Source organism: Lentilitoribacter sp. JB5-8 (assembly GCF_055693385.1).
This window is the reverse complement of record NZ_CM146332.1, coordinates 2183215-2205290: the sequence shown is the minus strand read 5'-3', so window position 1 is coordinate 2205290 and position 22076 is coordinate 2183215. Positions and strand designations below refer to the sequence as shown.

23 protein-coding genes and 1 pseudogene are annotated in these 22076 nt (G+C 45.0%); 11 read left to right on the top strand and 13 right to left on the bottom strand.

Annotation, left to right across the window (positions count from 1 at the left end; all coding sequences use genetic code 11):
- Window positions 1-81 precede the first annotated feature (81 nt).
- From ACZ1GZ_RS10765 to ACZ1GZ_RS10755, 3 genes are all read left to right on the top strand, one after another.
- Entirely contained in the window at window positions 82-492 is a 411-nt protein-coding gene (locus ACZ1GZ_RS10765; protein WP_472664878.1) for a universal stress protein, read from the top strand.
- A 169-nt stretch (window positions 493-661) separates the two neighbouring features.
- Entirely contained in the window at window positions 662-2188 is a 1527-nt protein-coding gene (locus ACZ1GZ_RS10760) for an FMN-binding glutamate synthase family protein (RefSeq protein WP_472664877.1), read from the top strand.
- Between the two features lie 309 nt (window positions 2189-2497).
- On the top strand, window positions 2498-2791 hold the full coding sequence (locus tag ACZ1GZ_RS10755) for a hypothetical protein (RefSeq protein ID WP_472664876.1): 294 nt from the start codon (window positions 2498-2500) through the stop codon (window positions 2789-2791).
- Window positions 2792-2887: 96 nt separating this feature from the next.
- Here the strand turns inward: ACZ1GZ_RS10755 and ACZ1GZ_RS10750 are convergent, their stop codons facing one another.
- Entirely contained in the window at window positions 2888-6373 is a 3486-nt protein-coding gene (locus tag ACZ1GZ_RS10750) for an indolepyruvate ferredoxin oxidoreductase family protein (RefSeq protein WP_472664875.1), read from the bottom strand.
- A gap of 617 nt (window positions 6374-6990) precedes the next feature.
- Here ACZ1GZ_RS10750 and ACZ1GZ_RS10745 point away from each other — a divergent pair.
- Both ACZ1GZ_RS10745 and ACZ1GZ_RS10740 read left to right on the top strand, forming a co-directional pair.
- Complete coding sequence (locus ACZ1GZ_RS10745; protein WP_472664874.1) at window positions 6991-7242, top strand: hypothetical protein; 252 nt, start codon at window positions 6991-6993, stop codon at window positions 7240-7242.
- Between the two features lie 639 nt (window positions 7243-7881).
- Window positions 7882-8133 (top strand): hypothetical protein, encoded by a 252-nt coding sequence (locus tag ACZ1GZ_RS10740; protein ID WP_472664873.1) that lies wholly within the window; start codon window positions 7882-7884, stop codon window positions 8131-8133.
- 467 nt (window positions 8134-8600) lie between these two features.
- On the opposite strand, the gene ACZ1GZ_RS10735 is transcribed toward ACZ1GZ_RS10740, so the two are convergent.
- The 3 genes from ACZ1GZ_RS10735 to ACZ1GZ_RS10725 form a co-directional block, all read right to left on the bottom strand.
- Entirely contained in the window at window positions 8601-9038 is a 438-nt protein-coding gene (locus ACZ1GZ_RS10735) for a thioredoxin family protein (RefSeq protein WP_472664872.1), read from the bottom strand.
- Window positions 9039-9060: 22 nt separating this feature from the next.
- Window positions 9061-9774, bottom strand: a complete 714-nt coding sequence (locus ACZ1GZ_RS10730; protein ID WP_472664871.1) for a cytochrome c biogenesis CcdA family protein — start codon at window positions 9772-9774, stop codon at window positions 9061-9063.
- Window positions 9775-10079: 305 nt separating this feature from the next.
- Window positions 10080-10610: a fasciclin domain-containing protein gene (locus tag ACZ1GZ_RS10725; protein WP_472664870.1), complete on the bottom strand. Its 531-nt coding sequence runs from the start codon at window positions 10608-10610 to the stop codon at window positions 10080-10082.
- A gap of 161 nt (window positions 10611-10771) precedes the next feature.
- On the opposite strand from ACZ1GZ_RS10725, the gene ACZ1GZ_RS10720 reads away from it, so the two are divergent.
- Together ACZ1GZ_RS10720 and ACZ1GZ_RS10715 are read left to right on the top strand one after the other, a co-directional pair.
- Complete coding sequence (locus tag ACZ1GZ_RS10720; RefSeq protein WP_472664869.1) at window positions 10772-11122, top strand: NIPSNAP family protein; 351 nt, start codon at window positions 10772-10774, stop codon at window positions 11120-11122.
- A gap of 144 nt (window positions 11123-11266) precedes the next feature.
- A pseudogene (locus ACZ1GZ_RS10715) lies at window positions 11267-11916 on the top strand (pyridoxamine 5'-phosphate oxidase family protein).
- Between the two features lie 54 nt (window positions 11917-11970).
- On the opposite strand, the gene ACZ1GZ_RS10710 reads toward ACZ1GZ_RS10715, so the two are convergent.
- From ACZ1GZ_RS10710 to ACZ1GZ_RS10695, 4 genes are all read right to left on the bottom strand, one after another.
- Window positions 11971-12639, bottom strand: a complete 669-nt coding sequence (locus ACZ1GZ_RS10710; RefSeq protein ID WP_472664868.1) for an anti-sigma factor — start codon at window positions 12637-12639, stop codon at window positions 11971-11973.
- 45 nt (window positions 12640-12684) lie between these two features.
- Window positions 12685-13263, bottom strand: coding sequence for a sigma-70 family RNA polymerase sigma factor (locus tag ACZ1GZ_RS10705; protein ID WP_472664867.1), 579 nt, complete (start codon window positions 13261-13263; stop codon window positions 12685-12687).
- 140 nt (window positions 13264-13403) lie between these two features.
- On the bottom strand, window positions 13404-14198 hold the full coding sequence (locus tag ACZ1GZ_RS10700) for a class I SAM-dependent methyltransferase (RefSeq protein ID WP_472664866.1): 795 nt from the start codon (window positions 14196-14198) through the stop codon (window positions 13404-13406).
- 81 nt (window positions 14199-14279) lie between these two features.
- Window positions 14280-15170 (bottom strand): PhzF family phenazine biosynthesis protein, encoded by an 891-nt coding sequence (locus tag ACZ1GZ_RS10695; RefSeq protein WP_472664865.1) that lies wholly within the window; start codon window positions 15168-15170, stop codon window positions 14280-14282.
- Window positions 15171-15299: 129 nt separating this feature from the next.
- Here ACZ1GZ_RS10695 and ACZ1GZ_RS10690 point away from each other — a divergent pair, with 129 nt between their 5' ends.
- From ACZ1GZ_RS10690 to ACZ1GZ_RS10675, 4 genes are all read left to right on the top strand, one after another.
- Window positions 15300-15938, top strand: a complete 639-nt coding sequence (locus tag ACZ1GZ_RS10690) for a LysE family translocator (RefSeq protein ID WP_472664864.1) — start codon at window positions 15300-15302, stop codon at window positions 15936-15938.
- 167 nt (window positions 15939-16105) lie between these two features.
- The gene (locus ACZ1GZ_RS10685; protein WP_472664863.1) at window positions 16106-16912 is read left to right on the top strand and encodes an amidohydrolase family protein; all 807 of its coding nucleotides are present in this window, start codon (window positions 16106-16108) and stop codon (window positions 16910-16912) included.
- On the top strand, window positions 16909-17328 hold the full coding sequence (locus tag ACZ1GZ_RS10680; RefSeq protein WP_472664862.1) for a hypothetical protein: 420 nt from the start codon (window positions 16909-16911) through the stop codon (window positions 17326-17328). Before ACZ1GZ_RS10685 ends, ACZ1GZ_RS10680 begins: the two co-directional genes overlap by 4 nt.
- Before the next feature lie 2 nt (window positions 17329-17330).
- A complete protein-coding gene (locus tag ACZ1GZ_RS10675; RefSeq protein WP_472664861.1) occupies window positions 17331-18467 on the top strand; it encodes a cytochrome-c peroxidase in 1137 nt (378 codons plus the stop codon).
- Window positions 18468-18555: 88 nt separating this feature from the next.
- On the opposite strand, the gene ACZ1GZ_RS10670 is transcribed toward ACZ1GZ_RS10675, so the two are convergent.
- From ACZ1GZ_RS10670 to ACZ1GZ_RS10650, 5 genes are all read right to left on the bottom strand, one after another.
- Window positions 18556-18819 (bottom strand): hypothetical protein, encoded by a 264-nt coding sequence (locus ACZ1GZ_RS10670; protein WP_472664860.1) that lies wholly within the window; start codon window positions 18817-18819, stop codon window positions 18556-18558.
- 111 nt (window positions 18820-18930) lie between these two features.
- Window positions 18931-20295 carry a sensor histidine kinase gene (locus tag ACZ1GZ_RS10665; protein ID WP_472664859.1) on the bottom strand — a complete coding sequence of 455 codons (1365 nt, stop codon included), beginning with the start codon at window positions 20293-20295 and terminating at the stop codon, window positions 18931-18933.
- Window positions 20279-20962, bottom strand: a complete 684-nt coding sequence (locus ACZ1GZ_RS10660) for a winged helix-turn-helix domain-containing protein (protein ID WP_472664858.1) — start codon at window positions 20960-20962, stop codon at window positions 20279-20281. The genes ACZ1GZ_RS10665 and ACZ1GZ_RS10660 overlap by 17 nt, the downstream gene beginning before the upstream one ends.
- 88 nt (window positions 20963-21050) lie before the next feature.
- Window positions 21051-21389 (bottom strand): PepSY domain-containing protein, encoded by a 339-nt coding sequence (locus ACZ1GZ_RS10655; RefSeq protein WP_472664857.1) that lies wholly within the window; start codon window positions 21387-21389, stop codon window positions 21051-21053.
- Window positions 21390-21557: 168 nt separating this feature from the next.
- Window positions 21558-22010 (bottom strand): GFA family protein, encoded by a 453-nt coding sequence (locus ACZ1GZ_RS10650; protein ID WP_472664856.1) that lies wholly within the window; start codon window positions 22008-22010, stop codon window positions 21558-21560.
- Window positions 22011-22076 lie beyond the last annotated feature (66 nt).

Sequence of the window (22076 nt, the reverse complement as noted above, 5' to 3'; positions counted from 1 at the left end):
GATTTTTTGAAGTTTTTGACCCAGATCAAGGTGTTTTGGCTCTCATTTTTTTAATTTTAAAACAACAGCAAAGGAGACAACATGTTTAGTAACATCTTGATACCAGTGGACCTTGCCGACATTGCACGCGCCAAGGATAACCTTAAACGCGCTGCGAAACTCATTAGTAAGAATGGGAAAATTACTTTGATCAACGTGGTTGAAGATATCCCGACTTATGTTGAGTTTGATTTACCAGAAAATTATGCTGCAAAGCATTTGGTGACCGCACAAGATCATCTTGAGAACATAGTCAAAAATGAAGGCATAAAAGCGGGGTTCGATATCCTGCGTGGTAAACCAGGGCCAGCAATTCTAGATTTTGCCGAAGAGACTGGCGCCGATCTCATTATTATGGCCTCTCATAAACCTGAATTGATGGACTATTTAATCGGCTCAACAGCTGCGCGCGTTGTGCGCCATGCAAAATGCTCGGTACTGGTCATTCGATAGTGGTATAGCGTGTGAAAAAATGGCGTCGATTGTTTGATCGGCGTCATCACACAAAAATCAGCTTGATCTTCATCAACCGACATTCACAAAACTTTCATTTCCAATTGATCTCGTAATCCCTGACACATAAGCTTAGAAAAGCAGTTGAGTCTTATTGGGAGGTCAAACTATGGACATCATGATGGAAAGCCCTTTTGCGCTTTTTGTAATTAGCGTACTCGATTTGTTGTCGACATTATTTGTTGTGGCACTGGGTGTTGTTTTTGCGATCATCGTCGTCATGTTCATCATTGACATAACGCAATCAGCTGACGCTGTGCGACGTAATTATCCTGTTTTGGGCCGCTTTCGATATCTGTTTTCTGAGTTGGGCGAGTTCTTTCGCCAGTACTTTTTTGCAATGGACCGCGAAGAAATGCCGTTTAACCGCGCTGAACGCGATTGGGTTGATCGTGCTGCCAAGGGAAAGAGCAACACGATTGCATTTGGCTCGACAAAGAACCTAACGCCGCCCGGCACATCTATTTTTGTAAACTCCCCTTTCCCAGCACTTGATGAAGAAGCAGACATGGTGCAATCCCTGAAAATTGGCCCTTATGCCAAAACGCCCTATGATGCCCCGAGCTTTTTCAATATTTCCGGCATGAGTTACGGCGCGTTGTCCGGCCCTGCGGTGCGCGCACTTTCGCATGGCGCGAAAATGGCCAATTGCTGGCTCAATACTGGTGAAGGCGGTGTTGCACCTCATCACCTTGAAAGCGGTGCAGATATCGTCTTTCAAATCGGAACGGCAAAATATGGCGTGCGTGACAAGCATGGCAACTTAAGTGATGAGAAATTAAAAGAAGTTGCAGCCCATCCGCAGATCAAAATGTTCGAGCTTAAAATGAGCCAGGGTGCCAAGCCCGGTAAAGGCGGCATCCTGCCTGCGGTCAAGGTCACTGAGCAAATTGCTAAAATTCGCGGCATCGAAGTCGGCGAAGCATCAATTTCACCCAACCGCCATCCTGATATTAGTACAGCTGAAGATATGTTGGATGTCATCAACCGCATACAACGCGTCACCGGCAAACCGGTTGGGTTTAAAGCTGTTATTGGGGAATTTAGTTGGATTGAGGACATGTGCGTAGAGATTCACAAACGGGGAATTGAACATGCGCCAGATTTCTTCACCATCGATTCAGGGGATGGCGGCACAGGTGCGGCCCCCATGCCGTTGATGGATAATGTCGGCCTAACGATCCGCGAATCTCTGCCCGCAACGGTCGATATTTTATGCAAATACGGCCTTCGCGAACGCATTCGCGTAATTGTCGGCGGCAAACTGATAAATCCATCTGAAGTCGCCTGGGCAATCGCGACTGGCGCTGATTTTGTCACCTCAGCACGTGGATTTATGTTCTCACTTGGGTGTATTCAGGCGCTCAAATGTAATAAAAACACCTGCCCCACAGGAATTACAACTCACAACAAACGCCTTCAGCGCGGTCTTGACCCTGAAGATAAAGCGGTGCGCGTGGCTAATTATCACAAGAATCTTGTGCATGAGGTTGAGATAATTTCTCATTCTTGCGGTGTTGGGCGCCCTCGGTTACTGAAACGAAAACATGTGCGTGTCATGCAGGACAATGGAAAATCCATACCTATGAATGACCTTTATCCTGAACCTGAGACAAAACCTGAATACACAAACTAACTCAGTTACTTGTGCATTTCGATAATTGTGACGCAAAAATGCGCAATTTTGTGAACCGGTTTTTATTAACATCAATAGGTATTTCTACTATATCTATTTTACCTTGCACAACTTGATCACATCATTGCTGTAAACTTGAGTTGCAGAAAGTTGTATTATTTCAATAAATTACACATCGCATTAAGTCGCTATTAAGCCTGTTGGCAAAACGAGTACGCACATTAACGCTACTTTTGCGCTTGTTTGCCATACTTGTTTCAATGAACCCGAAGAAAAAACAGATTGGGCATCTCACAGGGAAGCAAGAAAATGATCTATCAAAAGTCGACAATAGAGCGTATCGCTGAATTTATCGAACGCTTGGGATCTGGACAAACAGCAAAGCGGAAAGCTAAGCATAATTTGGACATGCAGTTCTATCAAAAAGGCCACTCGGCATCGCCTTATAATCCAGTTGCAGCTCAACAAAGAGAGCTTGAAACTGCGTTTCGCAAGCCATCTCGCGAGCATTTTGAGACATATTTGGCAAACCGATCTGAGCATACACCACGCAAAACCAAAACAGTTTTCGTCTCAGGTAGCTCGTTGAAAGTCGCAGCTTAATAACAATTTCTCGCTTTATTGACGAAAGTCGATAGCAAAAGCGCAAAAGGCCTGCTGTGCAACCCCGCAGGCCTTTTTTGTGCTTCATAATGCGGATTACTCTGCTGGCTCGTTTGCCTGCACATTGGCATTAAGTGCATTAAGCTCGGCAATCAGCTCAACCCGTTTTTGCATAGCTGTATCAATTGACTTTTGCTTCACATGTCCAAATCCGCGAATATGTTCTGGCAATTGCAACAATGCGAGAGCAGCATCAAAATTAAGCTCACTGTTTTTACTTGAAATAACGCTTACATCTTCTTGATAATTAACGATTAAATTACGTTCAATTTTTCGTTCATTTGAATATCCAAAGATGTCCAATTTGCTTCCGCGCAGACCTTTAAATTTTGCCAGCACCCGAAATATAGGCATGATCCATGGACCAAATTCGCGCTTTTTGATTTTACCTGTTATCGGATCTGGTTTCGATAAGAATGGCGGTGCCAGATGATAGGTAAGTTTATAATCCTTATCGCTTGCAGTAAATTGTCGCTTTAATGCGCGGGCAAATCCGCCGCTGGAATATAAACGCGCAACTTCATACTCATCCTTATAGGCCATTAATTTAAAAGCGTATTTCGCAACGGCATGCGTTAAGGCTTTGTCCTTGGATTGATCCACGGCGTGAATTTGATCAACCATCTTCAAATAACGATCTGAATAGGCCTTATTCTGATAATCAATCAAAATTTCAGCGCGATGTTTAATCAATTCATCGAGAGTTTTTGTTGCAGCTTTTGGCTTTACAGTTCGATCGATACCAGCCTCTTGTTCAACCACTTTAGGCTCAACAACCCATTGGCGCCCTTTATCAAAGGCTTGTTTATTCAGCTCAATAGCAACCCCGTTCAGCTCAATAGCCTTAAATATCGCATCACGCGATAAAGGTAGCAATCCATTTTGATAAGCGACCCCGACGATGAACATGTTGGATGCAATCGCATCACCAAAAAGTTTCAATGCCAGATCACTGGAGTTCACGCTCGTAAGATTACCGTCTAACACGGCGTCTTTTAGGCGTTGATGCATTAACGCAGAGGGCATTTGCAAATCAGGCTGCATTGTAAAGTCACCTGGCATAAATTCGTGCGCATTGACCAAAGCTTTGCTGTTTGGATTAAGCATTCCCAAGACTTTTTGTCCCGAACTTACGATTAAATCTCCGCCAAGAAGCAAATCTGCACCACCTTCTGCGACGCGAATGGTCTTAATTTCAGATGGGCTCGCGGCAAGCTTTAAATGCGTGGTGACAGAACCACCCTTTTGGGCAAGGCCTGCCATATCGATAATACCACAACCTTTGCCTTCTAGATGCGCTGCCATGCCGAGTATCGCACCAATTGTCACGATGCCTGTGCCACCCACGCCGGTGATCAGCACCGAATATGGCTGATCAAGAGAAACCGAGATAGCGGGTTCAACAATCGGTTTAGATTTACCCACTCTTGCCTGTGCCTTTTTAAGCTTTGCCCCTGAAACAGTTACAAAACTGGGACAAAAACCATCAATGCAGGAAAAATCTTTGTTGCAACTAAACTGATCGATTTTACGCTTGCGCCCAAATTCAGTTTCAACTGGTTGAACAGCAACGCAATTGGACGCAACACCACAATCACCGCATCCTTCACATACGTCTTCATTGATGAAAACGTGCTTATCAACGCCTTTATCAATTGGATCCATGATGCCGCGTTTCCTACGGCGGCGTTTTTCCGATGCGCAGGTTTGGTCATAGATCAAAGCGGTAACACCGTCTATCGCCGCTAGTTCACGTTGAACCGCGTCAAGCTCATCTCGTGGATAGACTTTAACACCATGGGGCAAACGCCCGGTATTGATGCGTGCCAACTCATCGCCCACAAAAGCTAGCTTTTCAACACCAATAGCTGAAATCTCATTTGCTATACGATAGACATCAACCTCACCATCCATTGCTTGCCCACCGGTCAGTGCTACAGCATCATTATACAAAAGCTTATAGGTAATGGTCGTATTCGATGCGACGGCGGCCCGCATAGCCAAAATACCGGAATGATTATAAGTGCCATCTCCTAAATTTTGGAACACATGTCTGGTTTTAGAAAACTTGCTTTCACCAATCCAATTACTACCTTCTGCACCCATATGCGTGTAAGCATTGGTTTGCCGATCCATCATAATAACCATTGTGTGACAACCAATTCCAGCATAGGCGCGCGAACCCTTTGGCACTTTGGTGGAGGTGTTGTGCGGGCATCCTGCACAGAAAAACAAGCCTCGATCGATTGGTAGTGTTGCAATCTCTCGATGACGCAATTGGCGAAGTTCTGACACGCGATCTGATAGCTTTTTATTCTTTTTAAGCGCGAGGAGATTACTGCCGATCACAATTGCGATTTGAACTGGCGATAAATCCATCTCAGATTGCAGTTGGATATGGCCTTGTGCATCTTTTTTGCCAGTAATCTGCGGTCGGATCGGTAAATCATATAGGATTGTTTTCAATTGATCTTCGATTAGCGCACGTTTTTCTTCAACAACGATGATGTGTTCAAGGTTTTGAGCAAAGTTGCCAACACCTTGAGGCTCTAAAGGCCATGTAACAGCTACCTTGTAGATCGCAAGCCCCAACTTATCAGCTTGTGCCTCGTCAATTCCCAGGGCTTCAAGCGCCTGCAACGTATCCATATAGGATTTACCCGTCGTTATAATACCAATGCGCGGTTTGTCTCCACCGCGATAGATGACCTTATCGAGCTGATTTGCACGCGTGTAGGCCCGAACCGCATCAAGTCGATATCGGTGAAGAATGGTTTCACGCGATTGAGGCGTATCACCCATTTGAATATTGAGCCCCTGCTCCGGCATATCAAAATCAGGCAGGACAGGCTCAAATTCTTCATATCTGTGGGTGATTGAAGATGTTGATTCGACATTATCCTTTACACATTTAAGCCCACACCAAACCCCGGCAAATCTCGACATCGCCCAGCCATGCAGACCATAATCTAAAATTTCACCCACACCTGCAGGATTAAGGACAGGGATCATGGCATCGGCCATTGCAAATTCGCTTTGGTGGCATGTGGTGGAACTCTCGCATGTATGGTCGTCACCCATGACGACTAACACACCGCCATGCTTGGATGATCCAGCAAGATTTCCGTGCCGAAGCGCATCACCTGAGCGATCTACTCCCGGCCCCTTGCCATACCAAATTCCAAACACGCCATCATATTTGCCCTCACCGCGGAGCTCAGCCTGCTGCGTGCCCCATAAAGCTGTAGCAGCGAGGTCTTCGTTAAGTCCTGCTTCAAATATGATATTGCGTGCTTCTAACAAAGGTTTTGCTTTGGAAAATTGTTGATCTAAAGCGCCTAACGGGGAGCCGCGATAACCAGAAATGTAACCCGCCGTGTTCAAGCCATTTTTTGCATCAATATGACTTTGAGCAAGACATAAGCGAATGAGTGCTTGTGTACCGTTAAGAAAGACTTGTTCTGATTGGATATCAAACTTATCGTTTAAATCGACATCTCTTAAATCTGGTTTATGCAGCATGTTTCCTCCAACTTCTTCCACATAAGCAAATTAGCCGAGCACCAGCAAGTAAAAGCCTCAATTTTCTATCGCACAAAGCACCTTTCAACATCCAAACTGCAGCATCTGACATTTCTGACAAATCATGTGTTGTTTAGATGGAATCATTTTTTTGATCGCATGATCAATTATGCCATTTAGTCGCAGATTTTAGAGAATATTCTCATTAGGAACATTAAATCGCTCACAATTTACCACAATCCAATCGTCATTTAATCGAAAAAAAATTACTTAAAAAACTTTTTTCAATGCAAAAACAGCGTGTAAAATGGGGTTTATGTCAAATAGTATAAATTACCTATTTCGCCTAATAATTGGTTTTAAACGCTTTTTCGAATTCTGAGGACCGAAATCATCATTTCAAGACTTTTGCCCCGTCTGATTGATCACATTTTTGTGCACTGGATTTGTATTTGCAAACACAAAAATCGGGCCTATATTCCTTTCATCGAAACGCCATACGGCACTCGGATCTTCCGGCCACAAACCATGATCACGAGCTTTCGATGAAACAAACTAAATGAAACATTACGGTGCGCCACAAAACTTTATTGCACCACACTAAAAGGACTAAAATTATGAAAACTCTTATCGCTCTTGCTACTGTATCTTTGATGGCTGTTTCTGGTGCTTCTGCACTTTCTTTCGGTCAAGTTGATGCAGCTGTTGGCCAATCTGACGAAATCTCAAGCGTATATGCTGGTGACGGTTTTGTTTCTTACGACGAACTTCGCGGCAAAACAGGCGCATATGATCGTGCTGCTTTCGATGCTGCTGACGCAGACGGCAACGGCAAATTGACACCAACTGAGTTCAACACTCTTGGTTAATTTGATTTGATGAATTCCTAAAGGCCTTTGCGGGTCTTTAGGGGTCATTGATTAAGTTTGATCCACTTAATCGTTTGATGTTGGGAGCCTGTGCAGAAATGTACAGGCTTCATGCTATCTGGCGCGCGTTTATGTCGGCAAAAATGTTGCGGGCATAAAAAAAGAGAGACGCCACAAACATCTCTCTTTTAACACGTACCGGAATGCCACAAATCATTCCGAAAACCTAAAAGGCTCATTATGAAACATGTACATCCATTAAATAATGGTATTTTTACGGCTTTGTCAACGCCAGAAATCACTTGCCGTGGAAAAGGTGCGACATTGTTGCATAATCACATCACCGATTTGTGAGTGTTTTTGCCTAGAAATGAGTTTTTGATCGCACCATATAACTTTTGTAAGCACGCTTAAGCCACAAACTTAAATTGCGTAATTACACCCCTCTCATTTGATACACGCATGCTCACACGTTTGTGCATAAGCGTTAATATTAAATGAGCGAGTTAAGTGTTAAAACATGGTTAATCCAATGCCCCACAAACGTAAATTTGGCATTGTAGTTACTTTATGAAACAACCCCGTGCCTTAAGAGAAATACCACAAATATTTCGGCACAACTTAAGAAAGGAATGAGTTATGAAACATGTACTATCCATCCTTGCAATCACATTTCTATCTATCAATGTTGCAAGTGCAGCGCTACATTCAGGCGAAGCAAATTATTCTGCGGGTATAAGCCCGATTACAATGACGCCAAAAGGCTCTGTTTCAATCGAGAAATATCCGGTTCTAACAGGTCCAAATTTCATAGAATCTCGTCTTTATATTAACGAGATCAATCCAAAACTTGGCCTAATTCCAACAGAGTTGATGAATTCTGCAACCTAGATTTCGCGTCATCGAAAACTAAAAAACAGCTCTGGTTGAATTTCACCTGCCCCGCAATCGTCTTACGGTTTGCGGGGTTTTGTTTGTGTGGATTAAAGTCAAAAATGGTTGGTTGAAAAGCACCTCAGAACCAAAACGCCCTAAATGCCATAACGGAAAAGGCATTTAGGGCGATTTGCGTCCAAGTCTTGGGAGGATAGATCATATTGAGATCATTTTCATGGACGAGCGCCTGCGCAATAGACACGGCAGCTTCATAAATTTATACGTTGAGACCCCCTCACCGGTTCACCTTAAAATTGCTCATGAAATCGAAATTCATAAATCGAATCATAAACATATGCGAACGCTCTATTGGTACGCCTTAATAAAAAGGGTAACAATTATGAATTGTTACCCCTAAGAAATTTCACAAATGTCGAATTAGTATCAGTAGTTGAGCTAAAAACTTAGTAAAAGTATCATGCTTACGAATTTTGTGCAGCTGATAGGCCTTTATCCATCAAAGCTTTGATTTGCGTTTTTGATGTTCCAGCAACAATTCGACCAAGCTCTTTATCGCCATTTAACACCAATAAAGTTGAACGACGCGGGATCTTATACTTGGTTGAAATCTCATCACCTGAATAGATGTCCCAATCAACGCGGACAAATACCATCTCATTATAGGCAGCATTCGCGTCACGCAGCGCATTGATCGTGCGCTTTTGCGAGGCACATGTTGTGCACCAATGTGTGGTGTAATCGATGAAGACTGTTTTGCCTTGTTTAAGTGCACTTTGAACCACACCAGGCTTATATTCAACGATATCAGCAGCGCTTGCAGCATTGACACCTGCAAACATCATAACAGCGGAAAATGCAGCGCCTAAAGTTGCGCGACGCGTGAGTTTTGAGACAGACATGTAATTCTCCTTCAAGATTGATTTAGAGTATAACAGAAAAATCAAGCAACCAGGCTGGCAGGGTTTGCAATGCCCATCGCTCAATGATGTGATGAATTTTAAAATAGATCATCAGGCCGACAGCAACGAAGACAACGCCTAATATCGGTTTGGAGCGTTCCGCCAGCGATTTAAGCGCTTCTGTTCGTGTGCGAAGCGCAGATTGCGCACCCCATGAGAGCCCTAGTATTAGCGTTGAGACACCAAAGGCGAAAAATAGCATGATCAACATTGCCCATACCAAGCTCTCGCCTTGAGATGCTAATGCGATTGCACCGCCGAGTGTTGGGCCGATGCATGGCGACCACACAGCGCCCAATAGAACGCCACCGAAAAACTGTCCGGAATTTCCGCTTAGATCCAGGCCCAACATCTGCTTGTTTGCCACGCCTGCGACACCTTGCGTTGCAGCCTCAAATCTTCGCGAAAACGCTGGTACCAATAAAACTAGACCAAACATGATCATAACCAACGCACCAATTTGTGCTAAGCGTTCCTGGGTCAGCCCAATTGAATAGCCAATTGTTGTGACAAACATGCCAAATGCGACGAAAGAAACAGTCAATCCTGCAGACAACGCCCAGGGACCTGAACGCCCGGCATTTAATGCAGACGCTAATACGATAGGCAATACGGGAACAACACAGGGATTTATCAGTGTTAAAAGTCCTGCAAGATAGGCAAAAATGAGTTCCATTACTTTTTGATCCGGTCTTAAAACGCGTTGCGTATTTGTAATTTTTCACAACATAAATCTCAACCGACATTCACCACACACACAATCACAATCTCGTGTGGTTGAACGAGAGATGGACACAGCAATTTTCGTTCAGAATTTGATTCCGCTTTCGCGATTAAAAACTTGATTAAAAATAAGAAAACGCCCCGATCAATTTTGTGATCGAGGCGAAACCGAAATACCCTATCGAGGGGGTGATGTGGGGGCATTTCAGCACCACCTTTCAAGCAACAGGAGAAAGGTGTCCAATACCGATGACGGTCTTATTGCGGTAGCAATACTGTATCAACAACGTGGATCACACCATTTGACTGATCTAGATCTACAGCTGTTACTGTACCGATATTGCCGCTTTCGTCTTTCAGCTTCACTTGATCGCCATCAAGCATTGCAACGATTGTGTCGCCAGAAACTGTTTCAATCTCAAGCATGCCACCATCAGCTTCGCCGATCATTTTGACCAGATCACCTGACATGATGTCGCCAGCAACAACGTGTGCTGTTAGAACTTTTGTCAATGTGTCCTTGCTTTCAGGCTTTAATAGTGTGTCAACTGTACCTTCTGGCAAAGCTGCAAATGCGTCATTTACTGGAGCAAATACTGTGAATGGACCTTCGCCTTTAAGTGTGTCGACAAGACCAGCTGCTGTTACCGCTGCAACCAATGTTGAGTGTGCGTCAGATGCGATAGCTGCATCAACAACGTCTTTTTTCATGCCGCCTGCAAAAGCTGTTGCTGATGCTGCGATTGCGATAACTGAAGCTGCTGCTGTAATTTTAAGTGTATTGATCATTTTTCTCTCCAATAAGATTAGGTTTGTTTAAAACCCGCAGTTATTGGTAAGAACGTTCGTAGTTTCAAAATAGTTTCAGAAAAAATCAAAAAAAGTATCTTTTTTAATTTATACATATTTTTCATATAGTTAGACCTTAGAAAAATTGGAAAACAGCCAACATGATCATTGAAATTCGGCATTACACATTAAAACCAGGTCGTCGCGAAGACTTCATTACCTATTTCGAAGCAAACAATCGCCCCGCACTTAGAGATGCCGGAATGCTGGTTTTTGGCCCAATGCGAGATTTGGAAGATGAAAACAAAGTTCATTGGATGCGCGCGTTCACATCGCTGGATAGCAGAGAGGAGATCAAAGATGCATTTTATAGCGGACCTGTGTGGAACGAGAACATTGAAGCAGAGGTCATGCCGATGATTGCGCATTTCGAAGCAGATCTCGTTGAAACAACCAATGGCTTTGAAGGGTTTTACGGGGAGCAAGTTTTTAGCCAAAGCAATACTGACTAGAACAAGGTATATTAAATTGTATTTTTTCGCGTCAGGCGATAAGTTCTTATTTGCGACCACGGGCCTTTGGGAAACTTTTGGCCAATTCTTATGAACTAGAGATTGCATCACCATGCAGTTAGATTTAGTTCCAGAAAGCGTGAAATGACAAAATACGAAACTAAAGCTGAATTCCTCATAAATACCGAAGAGGATTTGCGGGCGCTCTTTCCCCCACTCATGAGCTCGCGATTAAAAAACAACAAACCAAAATTGATAAACACGCACGCGATTTCATCGCCCGTGCGCCATTTGCATGTCTTGGCACCCATAATCATCAAGGTTTGAGCGATGTCAGCCCGCGTGGTGATGCCCCGGGTTTTATCCATGTGCTCGACGATAATACACTCGCTATCCCCGATCGTCCGGGTAATAATCGCCTTGATACCTTATCGAACATAACCCACAATTCGAATATTGGTTTGATGATTATCATCCCAGGTTACGACGATACTTTGCGGATCAACGGCACAGCGCAACTCACCACTGACCCTGAGCTGCTTGCGTCAATGGCAGTGAGAGGCAACACACCTAAACTTGCTATTCTCATAGAAGTCAAAGAGCTTTATATGCATTGCGCGAAAGCATTCAGGCGATCAAAGTTATGGGATCCTGCCTCCATTCAGGATCGCAATGAGATGCCATCATTGATGAAGATCATGCTTGATCAAGCCGATGAAGCGCCTGATGATCATCAAGAGATGGATAAACTCGATGAGGCTTTAGAAGAAGCCTATCAAAAGAGCATGTATTAACGCTAAAACGCGCTAAGTGCCCTCACCCCAGCACTTGGTGCTATCTAAGCGATCCTAAACTTGCGTCAATTCGCCAAGCGCAATGACAGGTCCTTGAGCCACGCCCGTTGGTGAGCCGCCGATTTGCTCAATAGAGATTGCAAATTTCGCATCTGGAGCGATTTCTAGGCCGTCCGGGTTTAATTCGCCTGATAAGACGCCCAATGTCACCACTTCCCCATCGGATTTAACCAACCAAAGCTCGTAGTCTTTATCAGAGGGTTTCGTACCAGTGTTTTGTGTCACGGTGAGCCCATTATCTGTCACTTGGGCGACAAAAGTAGCCTGATAATCTTCAAGCGCATTAATTGAGCTTGTATAAATTACTTTCGGGGCTGAAATTTCTGCGAAATAATCCATCACGCGCGGTGTTGCGGCAAAAACCAGAACCGCAAGCAAGATCGGAATACGAAAACGTGTGAGCAGGCTCAACATGCCGCCGGATGCAACCGGCTCTGAGAAGAGCTTATCGTCAATTGCTGCTTTTACAGACGCTGGTGCCTCAACTTCTTTGAACTCGTGATTAAGCCCAGATAGTTTTTCTTCCCATGAGGAGACAAGACGGGCGAAATTCACGTCGTTTTCGACGCGTTTTTGCACCTTTGCGCGCTCAGCACCTTCCAACACGCCCAAAGCGTATTCGGAAGCTAAGTCATCGTCGGTATGTTTAATGTCATCACTCATATTTATTCTTCTAACGTTTGAACGTTGAGGCAAACATGCCGCGTTCTAATTCGATTCAAGGCATTCGCGCAAGCTTTTAAGGCTGCGACGAAGCCATGTTCGCATCGTATTGAGCGGGATATTATACTTATCCGCCAACTCTTGATACGAATACCCTTCAATGTAAGCAGATTTTACCGCATCTGCTTTGTCATCATCTAACTTGCCCATACAATAGTCGATGCGACGTGCCTCGCCCATGTTGATGGCGCTATCCTCAGGGCTTGGCGCTTGATCTGCAACAACGTCCGACACATCATCCAAATCTGATGTCTTGGCCGCTGATGTGGGCGCTTTGCGGGTCCGAATGCGATCAATGGCATGATTTCTAGCAATCGCAATCAGCCAGGACATGCCATTGGCCTCTTGCGTTGCAAAGCGATCAGCTTTTTGCCACACGCGCACATAAACTTCCTGCAAAGCATCCTCTGCTTCAGCCCTGTCATTTAACAAACGTAACAGAACGCCAAAAAGTTTCGCACTTGTTTGAGAATAAATCGCATCGAACGCATCTCGGTCACGTAAGGCGACTTGCGCGATTAGTTCTGGGATATCGTAGGTCTTGGACAATTCAACTCTTTTCACGTCAACTCTTTTCAGGGAGGGTAAATATCGTTGTTAGAATTGTAACCTTCTACGAACCTTTGATCATGATGGATCAACAAAGCTTAACGATTTTATTCAAATGCGATGAAATGATGTGACAGTTTGTAAAGAATGTAACGTCAACTTTTTAGCCCTGTTGCTACATTCACAGCATCCGGATACATCATTTGATCGCCATAAATGTAGTCTTTCATCGAATTTTCAACATCAGAAACAAGTGCATCTTTTTGATCAGCAGGCAGATCAATAAAAGCTTGCGCTATCGGCATGGAACCTAAATGCAGGGGAACAAATTCACTAGGTTTAGGAACCTTGATCGTCAATTGCTGTCGAACAATTTCAACACGTTCGAACTTTGCATCGGACAATTGTTTGTTTAAATTAGACGCTGACGGCGTGATCCTTTGTCCCCTTTGAATTTGCGCAACTTCAGGTGAGATAAATTTCTCAACAGCGCTGCAGATGGCTTCCGTGTATGCGCTATGGCCATCCCAGATAGAGATTGCAATACGTCCTTGAGGCACAAGGACTCGATAAAACTCGACCAAGGCAGCAGCTTGATCGGGGAAATAATGGTACCCATGTTGAGAAATTACTGCATCAAATGAATTGGACTTCAACTTCGTATCGACAACGTCGCTCTCAGTAAAATCTATGTCAAAGCCTGCAGCTAGTTCACGCGCCTTGATCAACATACCCGCGTTTATGTCTAAACCGGTGACATGACCGGTTGGGCCGACTTTTTCCTTAACCAAGCGAGTTGTAACACCTGTTCCGCAGGCCACATCCAAGATGTTTTCACCAATTTGGGGATCAACGAGCTCGATCAAAGCTTCTGCCCACCGCCCAAACCACAAAGGCACCATAACATTTTCATATATTTCAGGTGCTTTGCCTGATAATTGAAAAGACATATCCATCCCCCGAAGGCTAACTGACCAGCATAAACTGGCAAGATGCTAGGTGGTTGGCAAAGCTAGGTCAAATTCAGAGGTTCAAACCTCTAAAACACCGCGCATCACATCAACGCTCGAGCCTGCAATTTCAACGATCGCGCCATCCTCAACCTCATGCATTTTAAGCTGCATGGCGCTAGGGCGGCGCATATCAACCCCTTGGGTGACGTTGTAAAATCCACCATTTAAAGGCTCAATACCCAAATCATGCGCAAATGCTGCCATAGCGCCGCCTGCGCTTCCTGTTGCTGGATCTTCATATGGCTGACCACGGAAGGTGAACATGCGGGCAGACCAATCAAGATTATCATTGACGTCGCGGGTATAGGCGTAGATTGCCTTTGCCGGACCATCGCCGACCATGGCGCGCGCAGCATATTCGTTTAGACGCAAGGATTTGAGCGCATCTCGTTTGTGAAGTTCAACAACCACAAAATTGGCACCAACGCTGACATGTTGCGGGGTATGATTATCAGTTTTGATGTCATCGAGTTCGAGCGATAATGCGCGCGCGGCATCAATAGGATTATATTCCGCACCCTTTAAAAGTGGCATTGGCGACGTAATCGCTGTTGTGTCGACTTCACCATTTTCGCTATAATTTACAACAACTTCGACAAGACCAACACGTTCTTCGAACACCAGTTTTTGCGGACTACCATTTGCCATATTCGCTAACACATAGGATGTACCGACATTCGGATGCCCAGCAAAATCCATCTCTGAATTGGGTGTAAAAATCCGCACATGTGCTGTGTTAGCTGTATCTTTTGGTTTCAGCACAAAGCTCGTTTCAGAAAAGTTGAACTCGCGGGCAATCGTTTGCATTTGCTCTGTCGATAGATCATCTGCGTCTAGAACGACTGCCAACGGATTGCCCCCAAATCTTGTTTTGGTGAACACATCAACAACGTGATAATTGAGTTTCATGGTGTGATCCAACATTATATTTAATACAAAATTTAACAGAGGACTGTGGCAAACACACGTCAATTTTATCAATGCATTGATCATTATTTTTCATTATGAAAATGGCTAAACCTGATTTATCAATTAAGTATGTTTGATTATTCGCTATTACATTGGACAGCGTTTTTAACCGCTGCGATCTTGCTCAATATCTCCCCTGGGCCTGATATTGCTTATATGATCAGCCATTCGATCCGAGGCGGTAAACGCGTTGGGTTTGCCGCAATGTTCGGCACTTGGGCGGGCACAATGGTGCATGTCTTTGCCGCAGCTTTGGGTTTAACAGCGATTTTGGCCACTTCGGCAACTGCATTTACGCTTGTGAAATGGTGTGGCGCGATTTATCTCATCTGGCTTGGGATTTCTGCCTTACGATCAAAAGGTGGTTCCACATTCTCCCCAGACATCGATAAACCAGCAAAACCCATCCGCACCGTCTTTATACAAGGCGCTGTTGTCTCAGCGCTAAACCCAAAAATTGCGGTCTTTTTCCTCGCGTTTTTGCCGCAATTTGTGGTCGAGGGTGCTGGGCCGATCTGGATGCAATTGGCTCTACATGGTACCCTTATTTTAGCTGTATCTGCATTTATCGAACCTTTATTTGTGTTGCTTGCGGATAGATTGACCAAATCTCTGCGTGATGCACCCAAATTTGGTTTGTGGCTTGATCGCGCTCTTGGCAGCACTTTGGTCAGCCTAGGTGCATGGCTTGCCATTAGTCAGCGATAGACCAAAACGCTTATCAAATAGTCAGTTGGTTGGAGAGCTAAACCAAGACGCATTTTCCCACGTAAAGAGAATAACTGCACCCTTAGCTTACGCAAACATACTTTCTTTTTCAGATTGTTTGGGTGATACTGCGCTACGGGGGCTTTTCGTTGTTAAAGGGAAGTAAAATGATCATCAGAATAATTTCAGCGCTCATTATCTTGGGGAGCGTTTCGGTTAAGGCTGAGGAGCTTCAGATATTTGATGCTCACATGCATTATAGCCATGACGCAGCATTGCAAATTCCGACCGAACAAGTTGTGAAAATTTTGCGCGATGCTGGGGTAAAAAAAGCACTGGTTTCAAGTTCTGATGATGACGGCACTCAAAAACTCAAAGCAGCAGCGCCTGATATCGTTGTCCCTGCCCTTCGTCCTTATAAACGTCGCGGTGCAATTGGCACCTGGATGAATGATCCGTCTGTTATTGATTATCTAGAGGATCGTTTATCGCAATTTGAATATGAAGCAATTGGCGAGTTTCATGCCTATGGCGATGATATCAACACCAAGGTTATTCAGCGTTTGATCGAATTAGCAAAAGAGAGAAATCTATTATTGCATCATCATGGTGACCGCGAAGCTGTTGATTTGATCTTTGATGCTTGGCCAGAAGCGCGTGTCTTATGGGCGCATTCAGGATTTGATTCTCCAAGTAATGTAGCTGATGCACTTGCAACCTATCCAAAACTTTGGGCGGATCTTGCATATCGATCTGATATGGCAAATGGCGAAAGTGTCGACCCCGATTGGAAGGAGGTTTTTATCAAATATCCTGATCGCTTTATGGTCGGCAGCGACACATTTGCGCCAGAGCGCTGGTACTACGTCGGTGTGCACGCAGATTTCAGCCGAAGCTGGCTGTCTGAACTTCCAGACGAATTAGCGCGCAAAATCGCTTTTGAAAACGCAGAAGCGATGATCGCAGCAAGATGATCAGACCCATTGTTGTCACGGGCTTAGCTGCTGCATTTTTAATCGCAGCTCAGGCGCATGCTCATGCTTGCGCTCCACAAAGTGCTGTTGAACTCAGCTCCGATGATGAAGCGCCGTTTAAGGCTTATGCGGACATTCAACTTAAAGCACTCTCAAAGCCATTTAACGTTGATCTATATTTCTGCGGCGATGAAAACACCATGGTTGAGCGGATAAAAATCGAAGCGATTATGCCAGCGCATCAACATGGAATGAACTATACGCCTCAGATTCTAGAGCTTGGAGATGGCAAATTTCAAGCGACCAGTATGTTTTTTCACATGCCGGGCATTTGGCAACTGCAAGTGAGTGCCTATCATTTGTCCGCAGAAAACGACAAGCCGATCTTATTCACACATGATATAAAGGCGCAATAGCCATGCGCGGGTTCTCATACTTGCTGGCAATACCGCTATGCATTGGGTTATCTGTTGCAAATGCGGAAGTTCTGCTCACCGAGGATGAGATCGCGCAAACACTATCCCATGGCCCTTGGCCGCCTGAATACGGCGTTGATCCTAGCAATAAAGTCTCCGGCAATCGTGACGCCATCAAGCTGGGAGAAGCGCTGATCGCTGACCCTATCCTGTCTAAAAACGGCGAAATGTCCTGTGTCAGTTGTCATGATCCGGCAACGGGATTTTCTGATGCACTACCGCGCGCAGTGGGCAAAAAAATCCTTGATCGGAATACGCCGTCGCTGATGAATTTGCGCAGCCATCGTTGGTTTGGCTGGGCGGGTGGTACCGACAATATTTGGGCGCAGAGCATCGCTCCAATCCTGCACGAAGATGAGATGGATCATAGCGCTGAAAGTCTCAAAACCGCAATCGCTGCAAGTACCTATTCTGAGACCTACGCAGCGCTATTCGGAGGCATTTCAAGCCATACGCCTGAAGATGTATTGGTCAACATCTCCAAAGCACTCGCCGCGTATCAGGAAACACTAGTCACCGGACAAACATCTTTTGATCGCTTTCGTAATGCGCTGGAAACCGGAGACACTGAGGCAGCGTCTGATTATTCAGCATCAGCGCAACGCGGGCTGCAATTATTCTTAGGTCGCGGCAATTGTGCGTTCTGCCATTCAGGACCCGCCTTTACCAATGGCGAATTTCACGATGCTGGTGTGCCTTATTTTATTACCGAAACGCGCGTGGATGAAGGACGTTATGGCGGCCTAAAAGCAATCAAACAAAGCCCTTATACTTTGGCTGGCAATTATTCAGATGACCCTGATAAATCTGGAGCCTGGGCGGTTAATCAAGTGCGTTTCCAACATTCGGATTTTGGCACTTTTCGTGTGCCAAGTCTGCGTGGTGCGCTGCATTCAGCACCCTATATGCATAATGGTAGCTTGAGCGATTTAGCGGCCGTGGTTGATCATTATGATGGAATTAACATGGAACGCTTGCATGTTGATGGTGAAGCGATTTTGCAGCCTTTGGGGCTAAATGAGCAAGAGAAGAATGATTTGATCGCTTTTCTTGAAAGCCTAAGCGATGATGGGTCTTAAATAAGTTTTCGAGGCGCATTTCAGGCTGGAGGTCCTTGAAATGCATCCTCGAAAGATTGTGGGGATTTAATATCGTTTGTGTTGCGAATTACGCAGCTGGCTGAGGCTCAGCATCTGCACCTGCGTCAGTATCTGTATCTGCTTCATTCACCGGCTCAAATTCTGCATCTTCAACATCACGTTTTGGTCTTGCGATAAATGGTGCTGCCAACATTGCAAGGCCTAAAGCAGCTAGTGCAAATACACCCAAAAGTGCCATTGTCATGACGCCAAGGCCAGCCATAACAAGGCCAACAAGCAAGACAAGCGTTGAAGAAATCGATGTTGAGACTTTTTCGATTAGGTTTTTCATAATGTGTTTCTTTCGTGTTCGTTGTGTTCTTCGTTGTTTCGATGATGCTAATATGAAGGCGCTGTTTTACCAGCGCCTGAACACGAGTTTACATTTTTGTAAGGTTGGAAATTATTTTGCAAACTTGATTGTTGCACATAGGCCTTGCGGCTTGTTTTGTGACAATTCGAGCTCCGCGCGATGCCGATCAGCTACCGCGCGCACCAATGCCAAACCCAAGCCGCTGCCATCAGTTTGTCGCGCGCTATCAAGACGTACCATCGGTTTGATGATCTCGTCATATTGCTCCTCAGGCACACCTTTGCCATTATCTGAAACACCGATTTTCTGAGATAAACCAGAGGTTTGAGCAAATAGCGTAATTTCATCACCACCATGCACAATGGCATTTTGAATTAAGTTGGCGATGGCTTGAATAAGCATCTGACGATCTGCAATAACTGCCCCTGACTTATAGTCTTCAAGCACCAATTTTTTGCCAGCATCTTCAACAACAGGCCCGAATATATCTTCAATATCATTCAATAATTCTGTAAGATTTATTTGTTCAAAACCATCGTCACCTTGTGCGGCTTCAATTCTTGCAACGCGCATAATCGTGTCAAATATGCCTGATAATCGGCCTGCTTCTTCAAGCGCAGCACCACGTTCTTCACCTTCGGGCAACATTTCAAGCTGCGCACGTAATCTTGCAAGCGGTGTTCGCAAATCATGGGCGATACTGGCGCTTAGATGTCGTGTTTGGGTGACCAAGCGTTCCAGCTCAGACGCTGTAACATCTAATTGACGGGCGAGATCATCTAGATCATCGGAGGATGTTTCAACACCGGTCCGTGCGGTGAGCTCACCATTTGCCAAGCGGCCTAGCGCACCGTTAATGCGAACAAGCCGTCGCTGCGCTAGTAAACCAGCAGTCACGCCAATTAATAGCGCAATGGCCAAAACCAATGCAGCCGTCGTCCATAAAATGCCAGAAAGAAGGTTCAGTGCGTCTTCGCTATCTTCAATCGGCAGTGCGACCAAGATTGGGATGCCATCTTCATCCTGTGTGATAAGCACCCGCCAGGCATCAAATTGATTGAAATCATCATTTAAAAAGACCGAGCCACCACCTTTTCTGACAGTCCGTTTAAATTGATTTGGTAGATTGCCTAAATTATCGAGCGGCCTGACAATGGCTATTGTATTTTGATCAATTGTTTCATTTACGCTGACAGTAGACGCCAAACTGGTGAGCGCTGTATCAACACGTTCGAGCACCGTTTCGCGACCAAATGTTAGCGCTAAAAAGATTGAAGCCGCCATGCCGATAGCAAATAGAACCGACAGCATCAGCGTTAATCTCAAAGTGGATGATCGCAAGAGCCATCGAAACGGCTTAGCGACGCGATTGGCCAATCGTTTGATCAGTCTATTAACGCGCCGTGTTTCGGATGTTTTTGTAGAAGAATTTACTTGCTCATTTGCCGAAGACATAGCCTTCACCTCGTCTTGTGCGGATGAGCTCGCCATCAAAAGGTTTATCAACTTTTGTGCGTAATCGGCTAATATGCGTTTCAACTACGCTAGTGGTCGGATCAAAACTCATGTCCCATACTTGCTCAAGCAGCATCGTGCGAGTGACTAAGCGACCCGGTCGGCGCATGAAATATTCCAGCAGTTTAAATTCTTTTGCCATCAGGTCGATGGTTTGCCCCTGACGTTCGCAATGACGGGCGACGAGATCAAGGCTCAAATCGCCATAGCGCAATGTCGTTGATTCAACTGGGTCGGAACTTCCCCCTTCCCGTCTGCGGCCAAGTGCGTTCACACGCGCGGATAATTCGGCAAAGGCAAACGGCTTGGTGAGGTAATCGTCCCCGCCAGCTTCAAATCCTTCAACGCGTGCATCAACTTCGCCTAGTGCGGTTAGAAAGAGAGCTGGTGTTTTGTTTTTGGATGCACGAAGGGATTTCAATACCGTTAGACCATCAAGACCTGGCACCATACGATCAAGGATCAAAAGATCATAATCTTGCCCCATAGCTGCAATGAGCGCCTCTTTGCCATCTCCAAACAAATCAACCACATGGCCCTCTTCTTTAAGGCCTGAGGTCACCCATGGTCCGAGTTGGCTGTCATCTTCTAAAACTAAAATACGCATAAGGCTCCTTAGCTTTTATTGCTCAAGTGGTAAAGGCTGCCAAGAATGACAGCCCAAGGTCATTGCAAATTTGTCCGTGTCGTCACGACTATGATTTGCGTTTTTTCTTTCCTTTTTTCTTCCCGTCATCTTCTTCAACGAGCAGAACTTCACCGTTCTCTGCATTGATCTCGACTTCCATCTCAACACCATCCGCATTGACGATCTCGACTTCGTAAATTGTTGTGCCATCTTCATTTTCAAGTTCGGCTTCCAAGACGATACCTGGCACTTCGGTATTAGCAATTTCAATTGCCTGGATCATACTCACGGTTGGGGCATCCGTAATGGCTTGCTTGTCCTTTGTATCTGCAACTGCAATACCAACGATGCCACTTGCTAGAACCATGCCTGCTGCAATATTTCCGATAATTAGTTTCTTGATCATTTTATTCTCCATCTAGGTTGTGAAAAAAGACGTTGTTGTCTTTCGATGAACCTAAGATGGCTGCTGTAAATTACAGATCTCTGTGATGAAGTTTACAATTTTGTAAGGCAGGAAAAAGTGTGAACCAATTGCACTTTAACAACTAAGGCGTTTTGAGCCAAAGATGAATTAGGTATCAAAGTCAGGGTGTTGATTTGAAATCACACCCTGGTTCCATGCTTCATCATCCTCTAATTGCATGGGCTCCACCCCCGGTAAATCGAACATTTCGTCAACAAAATGACGTTTTGCATCAAGGTTTACCTGTACAGTAGGAGGTGCCAAATCCGGATTATCAAGCGAACCAATGGAAAGCTCTACACCCGCACCCGTTTCACTTTCAAATTCATAGGTTAGTGGCGTTCCGCATTTTGCACAAAACCCGCGCCAATTGCGATTGGATGAATGAAAAATAGTACGTTCGCCACGTGTCCATTCCAGCCCTATTGCGCTCACCAAAGGACCAAAAAAACCACCAAATGCCTTTTGACACATGCGACAATGACAAATAGAAGCACGCCCTAAACTTTGCACCTTGTATCTTATTGCACCGCACTGGCAGCCACCTGTAATCTCGCTCATAATTGGCCTCATTGATTTGCACCCATTGCCCACTATCTTTAATCAATTTTTGGTTTATTGATAAGA

What these genes read in the sequence shown, in the direction of transcription:
- ACZ1GZ_RS10765 (WP_472664878.1), top strand. Translation starts at nt 82, where the DNA reads ATGTTTAGTAACATCTTGATACCAGTGGACCTTGCCGACATTGCACGC.
- ACZ1GZ_RS10760 (WP_472664877.1), top strand. Translation starts at nt 662, where the DNA reads ATGGACATCATGATGGAAAGCCCTTTTGCGCTTTTTGTAATTAGCGTA.
- ACZ1GZ_RS10755 (WP_472664876.1), top strand. Translation starts at nt 2,498, where the DNA reads ATGATCTATCAAAAGTCGACAATAGAGCGTATCGCTGAATTTATCGAA.
- ACZ1GZ_RS10750 (WP_472664875.1), bottom strand. Translation starts at nt 6,373, where the DNA reads ATGCTGCATAAACCAGATTTAAGAGATGTCGATTTAAACGATAAGTTT.
- ACZ1GZ_RS10745 (WP_472664874.1), top strand. Translation starts at nt 6,991, where the DNA reads ATGAAAACTCTTATCGCTCTTGCTACTGTATCTTTGATGGCTGTTTCT.
- ACZ1GZ_RS10740 (WP_472664873.1), top strand. Translation starts at nt 7,882, where the DNA reads ATGAAACATGTACTATCCATCCTTGCAATCACATTTCTATCTATCAAT.
- ACZ1GZ_RS10735 (WP_472664872.1), bottom strand. Translation starts at nt 9,038, where the DNA reads ATGTCTGTCTCAAAACTCACGCGTCGCGCAACTTTAGGCGCTGCATTT.
- ACZ1GZ_RS10730 (WP_472664871.1), bottom strand. Translation starts at nt 9,774, where the DNA reads ATGGAACTCATTTTTGCCTATCTTGCAGGACTTTTAACACTGATAAAT.
- ACZ1GZ_RS10725 (WP_472664870.1), bottom strand. Translation starts at nt 10,610, where the DNA reads ATGATCAATACACTTAAAATTACAGCAGCAGCTTCAGTTATCGCAATC.
- ACZ1GZ_RS10720 (WP_472664869.1), top strand. Translation starts at nt 10,772, where the DNA reads ATGATCATTGAAATTCGGCATTACACATTAAAACCAGGTCGTCGCGAA.
- ACZ1GZ_RS10710 (WP_472664868.1), bottom strand. Translation starts at nt 12,639, where the DNA reads ATGAGTGATGACATTAAACATACCGACGATGACTTAGCTTCCGAATAC.
- ACZ1GZ_RS10700 (WP_472664866.1), bottom strand. Translation starts at nt 14,198, where the DNA reads ATGTCTTTTCAATTATCAGGCAAAGCACCTGAAATATATGAAAATGTT.
- ACZ1GZ_RS10695 (WP_472664865.1), bottom strand. Translation starts at nt 15,170, where the DNA reads ATGAAACTCAATTATCACGTTGTTGATGTGTTCACCAAAACAAGATTT.
- ACZ1GZ_RS10690 (WP_472664864.1), top strand. Translation starts at nt 15,300, where the DNA reads ATGTTTGATTATTCGCTATTACATTGGACAGCGTTTTTAACCGCTGCG.
- ACZ1GZ_RS10685 (WP_472664863.1), top strand. Translation starts at nt 16,106, where the DNA reads ATGATCATCAGAATAATTTCAGCGCTCATTATCTTGGGGAGCGTTTCG.
- ACZ1GZ_RS10680 (WP_472664862.1), top strand. Translation starts at nt 16,909, where the DNA reads ATGATCAGACCCATTGTTGTCACGGGCTTAGCTGCTGCATTTTTAATC.
- ACZ1GZ_RS10675 (WP_472664861.1), top strand. Translation starts at nt 17,331, where the DNA reads ATGCGCGGGTTCTCATACTTGCTGGCAATACCGCTATGCATTGGGTTA.
- ACZ1GZ_RS10670 (WP_472664860.1), bottom strand. Translation starts at nt 18,819, where the DNA reads ATGAAAAACCTAATCGAAAAAGTCTCAACATCGATTTCTTCAACGCTT.
- ACZ1GZ_RS10665 (WP_472664859.1), bottom strand. Translation starts at nt 20,295, where the DNA reads ATGTCTTCGGCAAATGAGCAAGTAAATTCTTCTACAAAAACATCCGAA.
- ACZ1GZ_RS10660 (WP_472664858.1), bottom strand. Translation starts at nt 20,962, where the DNA reads ATGCGTATTTTAGTTTTAGAAGATGACAGCCAACTCGGACCATGGGTG.
- ACZ1GZ_RS10655 (WP_472664857.1), bottom strand. Translation starts at nt 21,389, where the DNA reads ATGATCAAGAAACTAATTATCGGAAATATTGCAGCAGGCATGGTTCTA.
- ACZ1GZ_RS10650 (WP_472664856.1), bottom strand. Translation starts at nt 22,010, where the DNA reads ATGAGCGAGATTACAGGTGGCTGCCAGTGCGGTGCAATAAGATACAAG.